This is a genomic window from Siccirubricoccus deserti (assembly GCF_014283215.1).
GTDB classification, from domain to species: Bacteria; Pseudomonadota; Alphaproteobacteria; order Acetobacterales; family Acetobacteraceae; genus Siccirubricoccus; species Siccirubricoccus deserti.
The window spans coordinates 70,154-86,233 of record NZ_JACOMF010000015.1 but is presented as its reverse complement, the minus strand read 5'-3'; the positions used below and the strand labels follow the sequence as shown (position 1 = coordinate 86,233).

Genomic DNA, 16,080 nt, shown 5'->3' with positions numbered 1-16,080 from the left:
GCGGTCAGGGCGAAGGGGGTGGGGCGAATTCCCCGGGGAAATGGCAGGCGGCGAAGCAGCCGGGCGCGTGTTCCACCAGCGGTGGCGGCGTCTCGCAGATCGGCCGGGCGATTGGGCAGCGGCCGCGGAAGGGGCAGCCGGTCGGCTTGGCGAGGGTGCTCGGCGGCTCCCCCTGCAGCAGGATGCGGCCGGCCCGGCCGGGGACGGCGGAGATCAGCACGCTGCTGTAGGGGTGCAGTGGCCGGGCGAAGAGTTCGGCGCTCGGCGCCAGTTCCATGACCTTGCCGAGGTATAGCACCGCCACCCGGTCGCAGAGGTGCCGCACCACCGCCAGATCATGCGCGATGAACAGGTAGGTCAGCCCCATCCGCTGCTGGAGGTCCAGCATCAGGTTCAGGATCTGCGCCTGGATGTTCACGTCGAGCGCGCTGATCGGCTCATCGGCCAGGATCATGTCGGGCTGCAGCGCCAGCGCCCGGGCGATGGAGATGCGCTGCCGCTGGCCGCCGCTGAACTCATGCGGGCAGCGCGTTGCCCATGCGGGATTGAGGCCCACGGTAGCGAGCAGTTCCGTCACCCGCTCCCGCGCTGCGGCGCCGCGCCCGATCAGCCCATGGGCGATCAGGGGCTCCGCAAGGATATCGCCCACCCGCATGCGCGGGTTGAGCGAGGCATAAGGGTCCTGGAACACCATCTGCAACCGCCGGCGCAGCGGGCGGATCTCGGCGGCACTGGCCTGGCCGATCTCCTGCCCGTCGAAGACGATGCTGCCGGCGCTCGGCGCATGGATGCGGGTGATGAGGCGGGCGAGGGTCGACTTGCCACAGCCGCTCTCGCCGACAACGCCGAGCGTCTCGCCGCGCGCCACGTCGAGGTCGATGCCATTCACCGCATGCACCACGCGGCGCGGCGCGAGCAGCGACTCGCGTGGCAGCGGGAAGCGCTTCTCCAGCCCGCGCACGGAAAGGATCGGCTGGGTTGCCACCGGTATCCGCGCGGTGCCGACAAAGCCCGCGACACCGGCCTTCGGTAGCACCTCCCCGGCCTGGGTCACCCAGCAGCGGGCGAGGCGACCGGGCGCCACCTCGGCCAGGGGTGGATGCTCCGTCTCGCAGCGGGCGATCCTGAACGGGCAGCGCGGGGCGAAGCGGCAGCCTGCGGGCAGCGCCAGCGGGTCGGGCGGCGCGCCCTCGATGGCGACCAGCCGGCGGTCGGTGCCGAGCGGGGTGCCGATCCGCGGCACCGCATTGACCAGCGCCCAGGCATAGGGATGGCGCGGGTCGGCCAACACTGCCGCGGTCCCCGCCTCCTCCACCACCTCGCCGGCGTACATCACCGCGACCCGGCGGCAGACATCGGCGATGACGCCGAGGTCGTGGCTGATCAGCACGATGGCGGTGCCGAATTCGCCGTTCAGCCTGCGCAGCAGGTCGAGGATCTGCGCCTGGATGGTCACGTCCAGCGCCGTCGTCGGCTCATCGGCGATCAGCAGCGCCGGGTCATTGGCGAAGCCGATGCCGAGCATGACGCGCTGGCGCATGCCGCCGGAGAATTCGTGCGGAAAGCGAGCGGCGCTGCGCTCCGGCGCGGTGATGCCCATGCGGCCGAGCAGTGAGATCGCGCGGGATTTCGCCTCGGCCGGGGTAGCGCGGCCGTGCGCGACCATGTGCTCGGTGAGCTGGCGCAGGATGCGGACCACCGGGTTGAGGCCGGTCATCGGGTCCTGGAACACCATGGAGATGCGGTCACCGCGCAGCGCCCGCAGCGCCTCCTGGTCCATCGCCAGCAGGTCACGCCCCTGGAAGCGGATGCTGCCGCCGACGATGCGGGCGGGTTCCTCCAGCAGCCGCAGCAGCGACAGGGCGGTGACGCTCTTGCCGCTGCCGCTCTCGCCAACGATGCCGAGGGTCTCGCCCGGCATGACGGTGAAGGAGACGCCATCGACCGCGCGCACCGGCCCGGCATCGGTGAGGAAGACGGTGCGGAGGTCTTTCACCTCAAGGACGGGGATCTCCCGCATCGGCCGCGTCACCGGCTGCGCGCCTTCGGGTCGAGCCAGTCGCGCACGCCATCGCCGAGAAAGTTGAAGCCGAGCACGATGGTAAGGATGGCAAGACCGGGGAAGGTCGCCACCCACCATTGCTCCACCAGTTCGCGCCCCTCGGCCACCATGGCGCCCCATTCCGGCGTCGGCGGCACCACGCCAAGGCCCAGGAAGGACAGGCCGGCGAAGGTGATGATGGCATTGCCGACATCGAGGGTGACCAGCACCACCAGCGGCCCCACCGCATTCGGCACGATATGGCGGCCGAGGATGCGCGCCGGCTTCAGCCCAAGCACGACGGCCGCCTCCACATATTCCTGGCCGCGCTGGACCAGCGCCAGCGCCCGGGCCAGGCGGGCGAATTTCGGCCACCACACCACCAGCATGGCGATGATGGTGTTGGTGGTGCCGATGCCGAGCGCGGCGGCGATGGCCAGTGCCAGGATGATCGGCGGGAAACACAGCACCAGATCGGTCAGCCGCATCAACGCCTCATCCACCCAGCCGCGGGCATAGGCGGCGACCATGCCGAGCAGCGTGCCGAAGCCGGCGCCGAGCACCACCACGCTGAACCCCGCCAGCAGCGAGACCCGGGCGCCATGCAGCAGGCGGGAGAAGCAGTCGCGCCCCAGCGCATCCGTGCCCAGCCAATGCGTGGCGGAAGGCGGCTGCAGCCGGTTCGTCACCTCGACGAAATCGGGTGGGTAGGGTGAGAGCCAGGGCGCCAGCAGGGCGATCAGGATCCAGGCCAGCACGATGCCGGCGCCGAACCCCGCCAGCCCGTAGCGCCGCCACAGCCGGCTCCGGCGGGAGGGCACGGCCGGCAGAGCGATGGCGCCGCTCATCGCCGTACCCTGGGATCGAGCGCGGCGTAGGAGAGGTCGACCAGCAGATTGACCAGCAGGGTGCTGACCGAGACCACCAGGGTGATGCCCATGATCGCCGGGAAATCCAGCGCCGCCGCGCTGCGGAAGGTGTAGCGGCCGAGGCCGGGCCAGGAGAACACCGTCTCCGTCATCACCGCCCCGGCCAGCAGATTGGCATAGGCGATGCCGCCCAGGGTCACCACCGGGATCAGCGCATTCGGCAGCACATGGCGCAGGATGATGAAGCGCTCGCGCAGCCCCTTGGCGCGGGAGACGCGGACGTAATCCTGCTGCATCGCCTCCAGCATTGCTGCCCGCGTGGTGCGGGTGATGAGGCCGATGGTGGCGGCCGCCAGCACGATGCTCGGCAGCACCAGATGCGCCGCGGTGTCATGGAAGGTGTCCCAGTCGCCGGCGAGCAGGCTGTCGATCAGGAACAGCCCGGTGACCTCCTCCGGCGGGAAGGCGATCGGGTCCAGCCTGCCGGGGCCGGGCGCGATCTGCAGCCCGCCGTAGAAGATCGCCAGCATAATGAATGCCAGCCAGAAGGTCGGCGAGGAAACACCCACCAGCGAGATGACCCGCGCCGCCGCATCCACCCAGCTGTCCCGTCGCACCGCCGCGGCGATGCCGAGCGGGATGCCGACCGCGAGCGCCACGACGAAGGCGATGGTCGCCAGCTCGATCGTCGCCGGGGCGTATTGGGCGATATCCGCCAGCACCGGCCGCTGCGAGGCGATGGAGATGCCGAGGTCGCCATGCAGCACGCCCCAGAGGAACAGCCCGTAACGTTCCCACAACGGCAGGTCGAGGCCCCATTTGGCCCGCCATTCCATGACCGTATCCGGGTTGCTGGCGGCGAGGTCGCCGAGCTGGGCCAGCACCGGGTCGCCGGGGACGGTATTGGCGATGAGGAACACCACCAGGATCGCCAGCACGGCCATGACGGCGGCACCCAGCAGGCGCGTCAGCACGTACCGCAGCATCGGCCCCGCTATCCCCCCACGCCATTGCCTGTAGTGTAGACGGCAATTCAGGGGAGGGAAGCGGTGACGCAACACCTGCGGGTCTATCTCACCCATACCGCCGATGCGCTGGCCAATTATTACGGTGAGCGGGCGCTGGCGGCGCTGCGCCAGGTGGCCGAGGTGCGGCTGAACGACAGCGGCCGGCACCTGGCCGGGCGCGAGCTGGCCGAAGCCGCCGCGGGTTGCCAGGCGATCATCAGCTACCGCCAGTCGCCGGGCGAGGCAGAGACCTTTGCCAACGCCCCCGACCTCATCGCCTTCCATCGTTGCGCCGTCGATATCCGCAACATCGATGTCGCCGCGGCCAGCGCGGCCGGGGTGCTGGTCACCCAGGCGACGCCGGGCTTCATCCCGGCGGTCGCCGAGCTGGTGCTGGGCATGATGGTCGATCTGGCGCGCGGCGTCAGCGCCGCCGCGGCCAGCTACCATGCGGGCCAGGTGCCGGTGGCGCGGATGGGGCGGCAGCTGGCTGGCAGCACGCTCGGGATCATCGGCTACGGGGCCATCGGGCGCTACCTGGCGCCGCTTGGGCTGGCGCTCGGGATGCGGGTGATCGTCGCCGATCCGCATGCGGCGCCCTCGGATCCCCGGCTTGAGCATAAGCCGCTTGAGGCGCTGCTGGCGGAGAGCGACTTCACCGTCTGCCTCGCCGTCGCCACCGCGGCAACGGAGAGGCTGCTGGATGCCGCCGCCTTCGCCCGGATGAAGCCAGGAGCCTTCTTCATCAACCCGTCACGCGGCAATCTGGTCGATGAGGCGGCGCTGCGGGCGGCGCTCGACAGCGGGCATCTGGCCGGGGCGGCGATGGATGTCGGCCGTGCGCCGGATCAGATGCCGACGCCCGCGCTGGCGGCGCACCCGAAGGTGATCGCCACGCCGCACACCGGTGGCCTGACCCCGCCGGCGATCGAGCACCAAGCCTTCGATACGGTGCGGCAGGTGACGGCGCTGGCCGAGGGGCGGCTGCCGGATTATGCGGTGAATGCCGCGGCGGCACATCGGCTGTCGCGCCTCGGCATTCAGGTCTGAGGGGAAGCGATGATGCAACCGATGGCAGTGGGTGAGCGGGTGGCCTGGGATGCGGCGGGGCTCGCCGCGGATCGCGGCTGGATCTTCACCTTGGATGACCGGGCGCGGCGCGACCTGATCAGCGCTGTGCGCAAGGTGGCGGATCCGGATCGGCCGCTGTTCGACTTCGGCCGCAATGAATTCGACCTCGGCAGCGCCCTGCCGGTGCTGCGCGCCGCCTTCGCCGAGCAGCGCAATGGCACTGGCCTGGCGCTGGTGCGCGGCCTGCCGCGCGAAGGTGTGACCGAGGCCGAGTTCCGGCTGATGACCTGGGCCATCGGCCTGCATTTCGGCGTGGCGCGGCCGCAGGGCAAGGCGAGCCAGTACCTCTCCGCCGTGCGGAACGAGGGCACCGACTATCGCAGCGCCGGTGGCCGCGGCTACTCCTCCAACGCCAAGCTGGATTTCCACGTCGATGGCTGCGACGTGGTCGGGCTCGCTTGCTACAATGTCGCGAAATCCGGCGGCATGAGCCTCTGCACCAGTTCCATCGCCGTGCACAACCTGCTGGCGCGGGAGCGGCCGGATCTGCTGGAACTGCTGTACGAGCCCTTCTGCTTCAGCCGGCAGAATGAGCAGGCGCCGGATGAGGGACCCTATGTGCGCTGCCCGATCTATGGCGTGGCGGAGGGCGTGCTGTTCGGCCGCTGGAACCGCAACCGCGCCGCCAGCGCGCAGAAGCTGGAGGGCGTGGCGCCATGGACGCCGCGGCAGGCCGAGGCGCTCGACCTGCTGGATGCGCTGCTGCAGCGGCCCGATCTGATGTACAGCATGTGGCTGGAGCCGGGCGATCTGCAGCTGATGAACAATCATACCGCGCTGCACAGCCGCACCCAATTCGAGGATTGGGAGGAGCCGGAGCGCAGGCGCGTGCTCTACCGACTGTGGCTGGCCCCGCCCGACAGCCGCCGCCTGCCACCGGGCTGGGAGGACCCCTTCAAGACGGTGGAGCCGGGCGCGGTGCGCGGCGGCATCCGCGGCTTCCGCTGGGACGACACCTGCCGCGCCTTCGAGGCACGGCAGGCGGCGACGCTCGGCATGACCGTGCCGGGCTGAAGCCCGCTACTCGGCGACGAGCCGCGGGTTGAAGGCCGGCAGCTCCGCCGTCTCCGACTGGTCCATTGGCTGCGGCCACCAGCGGTCCTCCCATTCGCCGAACAGGTCGCGCAGCTGCGGCATGACCTTTTCGGCGAAGAGCTTGGTGTTGTACTTGGTCAGCTGCTTCGACATGTTGCCGTATTGCAGCAGCAGCATGAAATGGCCGACGTTCAGCGTCTTCGCCACCTCACGCAGCTGCTCCGCCACTTCGTCGGGGCTGCCGATCAGCACATAGCCGCGGTCGACGATGCCTTCCATGTCCTTGGCAGTGCCGGCGAAGCGTTCCTGGGTGCCCTTGCCGAGGGTGCTGCCCTCGGCCGCCTTCGCCACCTGGCTTTGCAGCCCGGCGCGCTGCGTCGCCTCGGTCATGTAGCCGGGCGGCGTCGCCCAGCGTCCGTCGACATGCAGGCAGCGGCCGTAGAAATACTCGGCCGGCTCGCGGTACAGCTCCATCGCCTGCTCGCGCGTCTCGGCGACGCCGATGAACTGCAGGAAGCCGGCGCGGTAGGGGTTCCGGTCCTTGCCGAGCCGGTCCATCTCCGCCCAGAAGCCGTCCATGATGGCCTTGCCGGCCTTGTAGCCGTAGTAGGAGAGATAGCAGTAGACATAGTCCATCTGCGCGCACCACTGCCAGGTCTCGACGCTGCCGCCACCGGGAATCCAGATCGGCGGATGCGGCTGCTGCACCGGGCGGGGCCAGATGTTGACGTAGCGCTGCTGATTGTAGCGGCCGTTGAAGGCGAAGGTGTCCTTCTCGGTCCATGCCTTCAGGACCAGATCATGCGCCTCCAGATAGCGCTCGCGCAGCATCGATGGGTTCTGGCCATAGGCGTAGCAGGTGTCCATCGGCGTCCCCACCGGGAAGCCGGCGATCAGCCGGCCGCCGGAGATGACGTCGATCATCGCGAATTCCTCGGCGACGCGGGTCGGCGGGTTGTACAGCGCCAGGCTGTTGCCCATGACGCAGATCGGCGTCCGCTGCGTCCGCCGCGCGAGCGACGAGGCGATGAGATTCGGGCTCGGCATCAGCCCGTAGCCGTTGGAATGGTGCTCGTTCACGCAGATGGCGTCGAAGCCGACTTCGGCGGCGTATTCCAGCTCATCCATGAAGTCGTTGTACATCAGATGCGCCCGCTTCGGATCGAACAGGCTGCTGTGCACATCGACCCACACCGAGGGGTGCTTCCGCTGGAAATCCTCCGGCAGCTCGGTATAGGGCATCAGGTGGAACCACATCATCTTCATGGTCGGCTCTCCCGGTGTGGATGTCAGGCGGGCGTGGTCTGCCCGATCTCGAGCTGCCATCCCGCGGCGGTCAGCGGGAAGCGCTTCACCGTGTTGCGCACCGCGATCTGATAGATCGGCTGGAACAGGATGAAATGATTGGCCTGGTCGACCATGGCACGCTGCCATTCGACCCAGAGCGTGGCGGCCTGCGCGACGTCGGGCTCCTCCGCCGCGCGCTTGACCAGCGCGGTCATCTCCGGCGGCACCGGCCAATGGACGCGGCGCGCCACCCGCTCCACCACCGCTGCGGCCCAGAGTTCGTTCTCCACCGCCGGCGGGTTCCAGAAGGTCAGCACGCCGCCCTGGGTGCGGCCGGTGGTGTAGGCGGTGCGCAGGTTCACCTGGTCCATCGGGTTCAGCCGGACGCGGATGCCGACGCGGGTGAGGTCGGCCTGGATCTTCTGCGCGAGAAGCTGGTAGGAGACGCCGGCGACCGCGGCATTGCCGTAGGCGATCTCGAATTCGAAGCCATCGGCGAAGCCGCCCTCCTGCAGCAGCCGCTTCGCCTTCTCCAGATCCTGGCGGAAGCCGATCTCGCGGGCGATCTCCTCGGTGCTGCCATTCACCCCGATCGGCAGGAAATGCGCCGGCCGCAGCGCCGCGCCGCCGAGCATGTTGGTGGTGATGCCGTCATAGTCGATGGCATGGCCGATCGCCTGGCGGCAGGGCTTCTGCGCCAGGGCGCGGTTGAACTCGGGGTTCTGGGTCAGCGCCATGTAGACGAAGTCGAGGCTCGGCAGCCGTTCGGCGCGTACCGCCGGGTCGTCGCGCAGTGTCGCGATCTGCTCGGGGATCAGGTTGAATGCCGCCTGGATGTCGCCGCGCCGCACCGCCAGCAGCTGTGCCGCGCTGTCGCTGAAGTGGCGGATCACCACCCGTTCAAAGGCCGGGGCGCCGCGCCAGTGGTGCGGGTTGCGCGCCAGTTGGATCTGCTGGTTGCGCTCCCACCGGACCAGCCGGTACGGCCCGGTGCCGGCGCTGTTCTGGTTCAGCCAGTCGGTCGCCTTGTCCTTCTCCTTGGCGTCATCGGCCATGCTGCCACCCTGGGCTTCGACCACCTTTTTCTCGAGGATGCCGAAGCTCGGCGCACAGAGGATGTTCAGCAGCGGCGCCGCGGGCGCGTTCATCACCAGGTCGATGGTCTTCGCATCGACGATCTCGCAGCGGTCGACCGCTTTCAGGTACTGCTGGGTCTGCTCCTTCATCGCCAGCAGCCGCTGGAAGCTGAACTGCACATCCTCCGCGGTCATGGTCGCGCCGGAGGCGAATTTCACGCCTTCGCGCAGGGTGAAGCGCCAGCCCTTGCCGTCCGGGGTGCGGCGCCAGGCGGTGGCTAGCGCCGGCTTCGGCTCGATGTAGTCGCCCGGCGCCAGGGTCATCAGCGCGTCATAGGTGGCGGCCAGGGTGATCGGCGGGGTGTATTGCGCCTGCTTCACCGGATCGAGGGTGATGGTGTCGCTGATGTCGATGCCGATCACCAGGGTCGCGCCGCGCGCCTGGGCATAGGCCTGTCCGGCCGGCAGCCAGGCCGCGGCGCCGGTGAGGCCGAGCAGCCCGAGCAGGTCACGGCGGGCGATAGGCTGAAAGTCCTCGGACCGTCCCATGCGCTTCTCCCTCGGCCCCTTCAGGGTGCCCTTGTTGCCGGGGAGGATAGGTGCAGGGCGGAAGGGTGTGAAGCCATGCCGGGGCCCGGTGCCGCAGGAGGGGTGGTCGACCGACCCCAATCGAGGCAATATGTCGGGCGGGCCGGAGCAAGGTACCGCCGCGGTGCGCCATCCCGCCCCGCGAAGCAGCAGGCCGGCGCGGCGACCGCCGGCAAGGGAGCGCCCGAGGCAACGGCATGTTCAGGGAATACCGCCCGATCGATTGCGACGTGCACCCGATGGTGCCGAACATGCGCGCGCTCACGCCCTATATGGACGCGTTCTGGCGCGACCAGGTGGTCGAGCGGAACATCACCAACCTCGACAGCCAGTCCTGGCCGATCAGGTCGCCGAAGACCATTCGCGCCGATTGGCGCGGCCCGAACGGCCGTGGCGCGGAGACGGTGGAGCAGCTGCAAACCCAGCTGCTGGACCGGCTCGGAACCGAGATCGCAATCCTGAACCCGCTCTACGGCATCCAGCTGGTGCTGAACCAGGACATGGCGGTGGCCTTCGCCCGGGCGCTGAACGACTGGACCAGGGCCGAATGGCTGGACCGCGATCAGCGGCTGCGCGCCTCCATCGTGCTGCCGCTGCAGAGCATCGAGGCCTCGGTGGCCGAGATCGAGCGGCTGGCGCCGGACCGCCGCTTCGTCCAGGTGCTGGCGCTGGTGATGGGTGAGGATCCGCTCGGCAAGCGGCAATACTGGCCGGTCTACGAGGCCTGCGTGCGGCACGGGCTGGCCTTCGGCATCCATGCCGGCAGCGCCTATCGGCATCCGCAGACCTCGGTCGGCTGGACCAGCTGGTATCTGGAGGAATACGCGGCCAACCAGCAGGGCTTCCAGAGCCAGCTCGCCAGCCTGATGACGGAAGGGGCGCTGGTGAAGCACTCTGATCTGAAGGTGGTGCTGCTGGAATCCGGCGTCACCTGGCTGCCCGGCTTCCTGTGGCGGCTGCAGAAGACCTGGAAGGGCGTGCGCTTCGAGATCCCCTGGGTGGACCGGCCGCCGGCCGAGATCATCCGCGACCAGGTGCGGCTGACGGTGCAGCCGCTGGACGCGCCGGAGGAGGCGGTGCCGCGGGCCCTTGGCCATCTGCGGTCGGAGGAGATGCTGCTCTGGGCCTCCGACTGGCCGCACTGGCAGTATGATGGCGATGCGGCGGTGCCGCCGGGGATTCCGGATGGGTTGCTGCCGAAACTGATGCGCGCCAATGCGTTGGCGACCTACTCGCGGCTCTCGCCCCCGATGGCCGAGAGCCAGGGTCGGGTCGCGTGAAGAGGTTCGGTCCCCGGGTTCAAGGAGCTTCGGCATGAACGTCATCCAGCCCATCGCCGCCCCTGGCAAGCCGGCGGCCGCGACCCTCGGCCTCGTCGATGTCGACATCCATCCGCGCGCCGACAGCATGGCCGCCTTCAAGCCTTATCTGAGCGCGCGCTGGTGGGAATACCTGAATACCTACGGTATCCGCGCCCGGCACGGCTTCACCGGCGGCCAGCCGCCCTTCCCGAAGGCGCAGCCGCTGGCCTGCCGGCGCGACGCCTGGCCGCCCACCGGCGGCACCCCGGCCTCCGACCTCGACTTCCTGCGCTTCCAGCTGCTGGATAATTACGGGGTCGATGTCGGCGTGCTGAACCCGCTGCAGCCGAGCGGGCAGGGAGATCGCAACAACGGCTTCTCCGCCGCCATGGCGCATGCGGTGAACGAGTGGCAGCTGGAGGCCTGGCTGCGCAAGGAGCCGCGGCTGCGCGGCAGCGTCGTCGTCCCCTATGAGGATGGCGCCGCCTCGGCCGCCGAGATCCGCAAGCGCGCCGGCGACCCGAATTTCTGCCAGGTGCTGATGATGAGCCGCACCGGCGAGCCGGCCGGCAACCCCCGCTACTGGCCGATCTATGAGGCCGCGGCCGAGGCCGGGCTGCCGGTGGCCTTCCACGCCTTCGGCTATTCCGGCTGGGCGATGACCAACGGCGGCTGGCCCAGCTTCTACACCGAGGAGGTCAGTGAGCACGCCACCTCCTGCCAGAACCAGGTCACCTCCCTGGTGGTGGAGGGCGTCTTCGAGCGCATCCCCAAGCTGAAGGTGGTGCTGATCGAATGCGGCTTCGGCTGGCTGCCCGCGGTCGGCTGGCGGCTCGACAAGCATTGGAAGCATCTGAAGGCCGAGGTGCCGCATCTGAAGCGCGCCCCCAGTGAGTACATCCGCGACCACATCTGGGTCTCCACCCAGCCGATGGAGGAGCCGGAGCGTGGTCAGCACCTGGCCGACATCATGGAATGGATCGGCTGGGACCGGATCCTATTCGCAACCGACTACCCGCACTGGGATTTCGACGACCCCCGGGCGGCGATGCCCGGCTTCCTTTCGGCCGAGCGGCGGGCGGCGATCTACGGCGGCAATGCCAAGGCACTGTACGGGTTCTGACGCGTGAGCAAGGTGATTGTCGCGCCGGTTGGGGAATTCCCGCCCGGCGAGCGGAAGCTGGTCGAGGCCGATGGCAAGCGCATCGTCGTCTTCAACCTGGACGGTGAGTATTTCGCGCTGCTGGACCGCTGCCCGCACCAGGGCGGCAGCCTCTGCGCTGGCGCCATCTCCGGCCATGTCGAAAGCTCCTCCCCGGGGGAGTATCATTACTCCCGCCGTGGCGAGATGGTCCGCTGCCCCTGGCATTACTGGGAGTTCGACATCCGCACCGGCAAATCCTGGTTTGACCCGAAACGGGTCCAGGTGCGGCAGTTCAAGGCGGCGGTCGAGCCCGGCGCGGCGCTGGTCGAGGGGCCGTACCAGGCCGAGACTTTCCCGGTGCGGGTCGAGGACCATTACGTGGTGGTCGAGGCCTGAGGCGCCTGCGGGAAGGTTGCGGGGCCGGGGTGGCGCCCGGACGGAATAGGCAGTAGAAGCCGCCGGTCATGGCCACCGTCCTCCTGATCATCCACCTCTTCGTCACGCTCGCCCTGATCGGCGTCGTCCTGCTGCAGCGCAGCGAGGGCGGTGGGCTGGGGGTCGGCTCCTCCCAGGGGATGGGCTCCTTCATGTCCGGGCGGGGCACCGCCAATCTGCTGACCCGGACGACCGCGGTGCTGGGAACGGCTTTCTTCGTCCTGTCCCTGACGCTGGCGCTGCTCGGCCGCGGGACCGGCCAGCCGCGCTCCATCCTCGACGCCCCCCCGCCGGCGGCCACTGCTCCGGCTGCGCCAGCCGTCCCGGCGGCGCCCAGCGTCCCGACCAACTGATCGCAGCGTCGCGGTGGCGGCGGAGCATTCCGCCGAAGCTTCCTTCCCGGTTCAGGCCCGGAGGATGGCAATACCGGGGGCAGCCGGGGCGGAGCAGGTGCTGGACATCATCGCCAGCGATGCCACGCTGCCTCTGCAGTCGCCTCGGCGCGGCCCTCGACACCATCGCTGGCGCTGCCTGAACCGGAGCAGCTTGAAAGCCATGCTCCAGCAGGTTTCGTTCGGTAATCAGCGGAGAAGTGATCTCGCCGATTGGCGCTACCCGGCCGGAGGCCATGCCCGGGTGATCCTGGGTCACTGCCCGATTCGCCGCCGGCGCCGGGACCGCTGCCGTTTGGCAACCCCATTGGAATTGAGCAACTCTCGCGGGCGCATGGCCGCCCCCCCACGTCATGGGTAGCGGTCCCTGCGCTGCACCGCTATGTAGGACGCCCATGGCGCGGTTCGTATTCATCACCGGCGGCGTGGTTTCCTCCCTCGGCAAAGGCATCGCAGCGGCGTCCCTGGGCGCTCTGTTGCAGGCGCGTGGCTACAAGGTCCGCCTGCGCAAGCTCGATCCCTATCTGAACGTGGATCCGGGGACCATGTCGCCCTATCAGCACGGCGAGGTCTTCGTCACCGACGACGGCGCCGAAACCGATCTCGACCTCGGACATTATGAGCGCTTCACCGGCGTGCATGGCTCCAAGGCCGACAACTGGACGACGGGGCGGATCTATTCCGACGTCATCGCGGCCGAGCGCCGCGGCGACTACCTTGGCGGCACTGTCCAGGTGATCCCCCACATCACCGACAAGATCAAGGCGGTGATCCAGGAGGAGACCGACCCCTACGACTTCGTCCTGGTCGAGGTCGGCGGCACCGTCGGCGACATTGAATCGCTACCCTTCCTCGAAGCCATTCGCCAGCTGGCGAATGAACTGGGCCCGACCCGCAGCCTGTTCCTGCACCTGACCCTGGTGCCCTACATCTCCTCGGCCGGCGAGCTGAAGACCAAGCCGACCCAGCACAGCGTAAAGGAGCTGCTCGGCGTCGGCATCCAGCCGCAGATCCTGCTCTGTCGCTGCGACCGGCCGATCCCCGAGGGGGACCGCCGCAAGATCGCGCTGTTCTGCAACGTCCGGCCGGAAAGCGTGATCCCGGCGCTCGACGCCACCAGCATCTATGGGGTGCCGCTGCAGTACCATGCCGAGGGGCTGGACCGGGAAGTGCTGCGGCATTTCGGCCTGTCGATCTACGGCGAGCCTGATGTGCGGCGCTGGCAGAACATCATACGCTCTATCGAGCAGCCGGAGGGCGAGGTCACCATCGCCGTCGTCGGCAAGTACACCAACCTGCTCGACAGTTACAAATCGCTGGCTGAGGCGCTGACCCATGGCGGTATCGCCCACAATGTCCGGGTGAAGCTGGACTGGGTCGACAGCGAGGTGTTCGAGCGCAACGAGGAGGCGGTGCAGCGGCTGGGCGGCGTCCACGGCATCCTGGTGCCGGGCGGCTTCGGCGAGCGCGGTACCCCGGGCAAGATCGAGGCGGTGCGCTTCGCCCGCGAGCGCAAGGTGCCGTTCTTCGGCATCTGCTTCGGCATGCAGATGGCGGTGATCGAGGCGGCGCGGAACCTGGTGGGGCTGAAGGGCGCTTCCTCCACCGAATTCGGCCCTTGTGAGCATCCGGTGGTCGGGCTGCTGACCGAATGGCTGCGCGGCAATGCGGTGGAGCGGCGCACCGCCGCCGGCGACCTCGGCGGCACCATGCGGCTGGGCGCCTATACCGCGAAGCTGACCGAGGATTCCCTGGTGCGCGCGGTCTACGGCGGCCAGGACGAGATCCAGGAACGCCACCGCCATCGTTATGAGGTGAACGTCAACTACAAGGACCGGCTGGAGGAGGTCGGGCTGCGTTTCTCCGGCATGTCGCCCGATGGCGAACTGCCGGAGATTGTCGAGTACCCGGACCATCCCTGGTTCATCGGCGTGCAGTACCACCCGGAGCTGAAGTCAAAGCCTTTCGACCCGCACCCGCTGTTCCGCGGCTTCATCGGCGCGGCGGTGCGGCAGGCCCGACTGGTCTGACCCGGTCTCCGCGCCGGAGCCTCTCCGGCCGGATTGACCGCCCTGCCGCGCCGGCGGCCCTTGCCGCCCGGCGCCACCGCCGGTAAGCGCGGGGCCATGCGGCCGGAGGGGTGGTCCCGAACGCCGTCCCACGGCGGGCCGCCCGTGCCTCGCCGGATATTCCAATGCCGGAGGTCCCATGTCCGCCATCGTCGACATCATCGCCCGCGAGGTCCTCGACAGCCGCGGCAATCCCACGGTCGAGGCGGAGGTGGTGCTGGACAGCGGCGCCATCGGCCATGCCATCGTCCCCTCCGGCGCCTCCACCGGCGCGCATGAGGCGGTGGAGCTGCGTGACGGCGACAAGGCGCGCTACGGCGGCAAGGGCGTGCTGAAGGCGGTGGCCAATGTCGAAGGCGAGATCTTCGACGCCCTCTCCGGCATGGACCCGACCGAGCAGCTCCGCATCGACGAGACGATGATCGAGCTGGACGGCACGCCGAACAAGGCGCGGCTCGGCGCCAACGCCATCCTCGCGGTCTCCCTCGCGGTGGCCAAGGCGGCCGCGGCCGACCTCGACCAGCCACTGTTCCGCTATGTCGGCGGCGCCTATGCCCGCACCCTGCCGGTGCCGATGATGAACATCATCAACGGCGGCAAGCATGCCGACAACCCGATCGACATTCAGGAATTCATGGTCATGCCGGTCGGCGCCGGCAGCATGGCGGATGCGGTGCGCATCGGCTCCGAGGTCTTCGCCCAGCTGAAGAAGGCGCTGCACGACGCCGGCCACAACACCAATGTCGGCGACGAGGGCGGCTTTGCCCCCAACATCGGCTCGGCCGACGAGGCGCTGGGCTTCATCGCCAAGGCCTGCGAGGCAGCCGGCCACCGGGTGGGGGAGGACATCCTCTTCGCCCTCGACTGCGCCTCGACCGAATTCTTCCACGACGGGGTCTACAAGCTGGAAGGCGAGGGCAAGACCCTCGACCAGGGCGGCATGGTCGACTACCTGGCGGCGCTCTGCGCCAAATGGCCGATCATCAGCATCGAGGATGGCTGCGCCGAGGATGACTGGGCCGGCTGGAAGCTGCTGACCGAGCGGCTCGGCGCCAAGGTCCAGCTGGTTGGCGACGACCTCTTCGTCACCAACCCGGAGCGGCTGCGTGAGGGCATCGGCAAGGCCACCGCCAATTCCATCCTGGTGAAGGTCAACCAGATCGGGACGCTGAGCGAAACCCTGGAGGCAGTGGAGACGGCGCACCGCGCCAGCTACACCGCGGTGATGAGCCACCGCTCCGGGGAGACCGAGGATGCCACCATCGCCGACCTCGCGGTGGCAACCAATTGCGGGCAGATCAAGACCGGCTCGCTGTCCCGCTCCGATCGTCTGGCCAAGTACAACCAGTTGATCCGGATCGAGCAGCGCCTGGGCAGTGCGGCGCGCTATGCCGGGCGGACCATCCTGCGGCGCTAGGGTCCGTGACTGTTTTGCCTGGTGGTGGCCGAAGCGCTGGCGCGGCGGTCGTGCGGGCTGCGTGCTCTCGGGCCGGCTGCGGCCTCGGGATGCACGCATGGTCCGGATGTGCCTGGACGTAAAGACAGTGTGACATCCCAAGCCTCCGGCAACACCAAAGCCAGAGGCCGATGAACCACACGTCCATCCCGGGCTGGAAGACCCTCCTGATTCCAGTCAGCGTGAAGACGCTCTAAACCCTCGGCGACTCAGGCCACGACTGGTACGGGCTTCCCGCCGGCCGACGCA

The 16,080-nt window shown here is 68.9% G+C and carries 13 protein-coding genes; 8 read left to right on the top strand and 5 right to left on the bottom strand.

What is annotated here, in order from left to right:
- Positions 1-4: 4 nt before the first annotated feature.
- Genes H7965_RS14120 through H7965_RS14110 form a run of 3 tightly spaced genes read right to left on the bottom strand, consistent with a single transcriptional unit; the run spans position 5 to position 3,896 of the window.
- The gene (locus H7965_RS14120) at positions 5-2,020 is read right to left on the bottom strand and encodes an ABC transporter ATP-binding protein (protein WP_186771229.1); all 2,016 of its coding nucleotides are present in this window, start codon (positions 2,018-2,020) and stop codon (positions 5-7) included.
- Between the two features lie 8 nt (positions 2,021-2,028).
- Positions 2,029-2,889, bottom strand: a complete 861-nt coding sequence (locus H7965_RS14115) for an ABC transporter permease (protein WP_186771228.1) — start codon at positions 2,887-2,889, stop codon at positions 2,029-2,031.
- Positions 2,886-3,896 (bottom strand): ABC transporter permease, encoded by a 1,011-nt coding sequence (locus H7965_RS14110; protein ID WP_186771227.1) that lies wholly within the window; start codon positions 3,894-3,896, stop codon positions 2,886-2,888. Before H7965_RS14110 ends, H7965_RS14115 begins: the two co-directional genes overlap by 4 nt.
- Positions 3,897-3,959: 63 nt before the next feature.
- Here H7965_RS14110 and H7965_RS14105 point away from each other — a divergent pair, with 63 nt between their 5' ends.
- Together H7965_RS14105 and H7965_RS14100 are read left to right on the top strand one after the other, a co-directional pair.
- Positions 3,960-4,967 (top strand): NAD(P)-dependent oxidoreductase, encoded by a 1,008-nt coding sequence (locus H7965_RS14105; RefSeq protein WP_229682613.1) that lies wholly within the window; start codon positions 3,960-3,962, stop codon positions 4,965-4,967.
- Positions 4,968-4,979: 12 nt separating this feature from the next.
- Positions 4,980-6,062 (top strand): TauD/TfdA family dioxygenase, encoded by a 1,083-nt coding sequence (locus H7965_RS14100; RefSeq protein WP_186771226.1) that lies wholly within the window; start codon positions 4,980-4,982, stop codon positions 6,060-6,062.
- 6 nt (positions 6,063-6,068) lie between these two features.
- On the opposite strand, the gene H7965_RS14095 is transcribed toward H7965_RS14100, so the two are convergent.
- Together H7965_RS14095 and H7965_RS14090 are read right to left on the bottom strand one after the other, a co-directional pair.
- Entirely contained in the window at positions 6,069-7,349 is a 1,281-nt protein-coding gene (locus tag H7965_RS14095; protein WP_186771225.1) for an LLM class flavin-dependent oxidoreductase, read from the bottom strand.
- A gap of 23 nt (positions 7,350-7,372) precedes the next feature.
- Positions 7,373-8,995, bottom strand: a complete 1,623-nt coding sequence (locus H7965_RS14090) for an ABC transporter substrate-binding protein (RefSeq protein WP_186771224.1) — start codon at positions 8,993-8,995, stop codon at positions 7,373-7,375.
- 236 nt (positions 8,996-9,231) lie between these two features.
- On the opposite strand from H7965_RS14090, the gene H7965_RS14085 reads away from it, so the two are divergent.
- The 6 genes from H7965_RS14085 (at position 9,232) to eno (ending at position 15,792) form a co-directional block, all read left to right on the top strand.
- Positions 9,232-10,314, top strand: coding sequence for an amidohydrolase family protein (locus H7965_RS14085; protein WP_186771223.1), 1,083 nt, complete (start codon positions 9,232-9,234; stop codon positions 10,312-10,314).
- A 34-nt stretch (positions 10,315-10,348) separates the two neighbouring features.
- Positions 10,349-11,458: an amidohydrolase family protein gene (locus H7965_RS14080; protein WP_186771222.1), complete on the top strand. Its 1,110-nt coding sequence runs from the start codon at positions 10,349-10,351 to the stop codon at positions 11,456-11,458.
- 3 nt (positions 11,459-11,461) lie between these two features.
- Positions 11,462-11,875 carry a Rieske (2Fe-2S) protein gene (locus H7965_RS14075; RefSeq protein WP_186771221.1) on the top strand — a complete coding sequence of 138 codons (414 nt, stop codon included), beginning with the start codon at positions 11,462-11,464 and terminating at the stop codon, positions 11,873-11,875.
- A gap of 68 nt (positions 11,876-11,943) precedes the next feature.
- Complete coding sequence (gene secG, locus H7965_RS14070; RefSeq protein ID WP_186771220.1) at positions 11,944-12,267, top strand: preprotein translocase subunit SecG; 324 nt, start codon at positions 11,944-11,946, stop codon at positions 12,265-12,267.
- Positions 12,268-12,701: 434 nt separating this feature from the next.
- Positions 12,702-14,336 (top strand): CTP synthase, encoded by a 1,635-nt coding sequence (locus tag H7965_RS14065; protein ID WP_186771219.1) that lies wholly within the window; start codon positions 12,702-12,704, stop codon positions 14,334-14,336.
- 178 nt (positions 14,337-14,514) lie between these two features.
- Positions 14,515-15,792 (top strand): phosphopyruvate hydratase, encoded by a 1,278-nt coding sequence (gene eno / locus H7965_RS14060; RefSeq protein ID WP_186771218.1) that lies wholly within the window; start codon positions 14,515-14,517, stop codon positions 15,790-15,792.
- Positions 15,793-16,080: the final 288 nt, after the last annotated feature.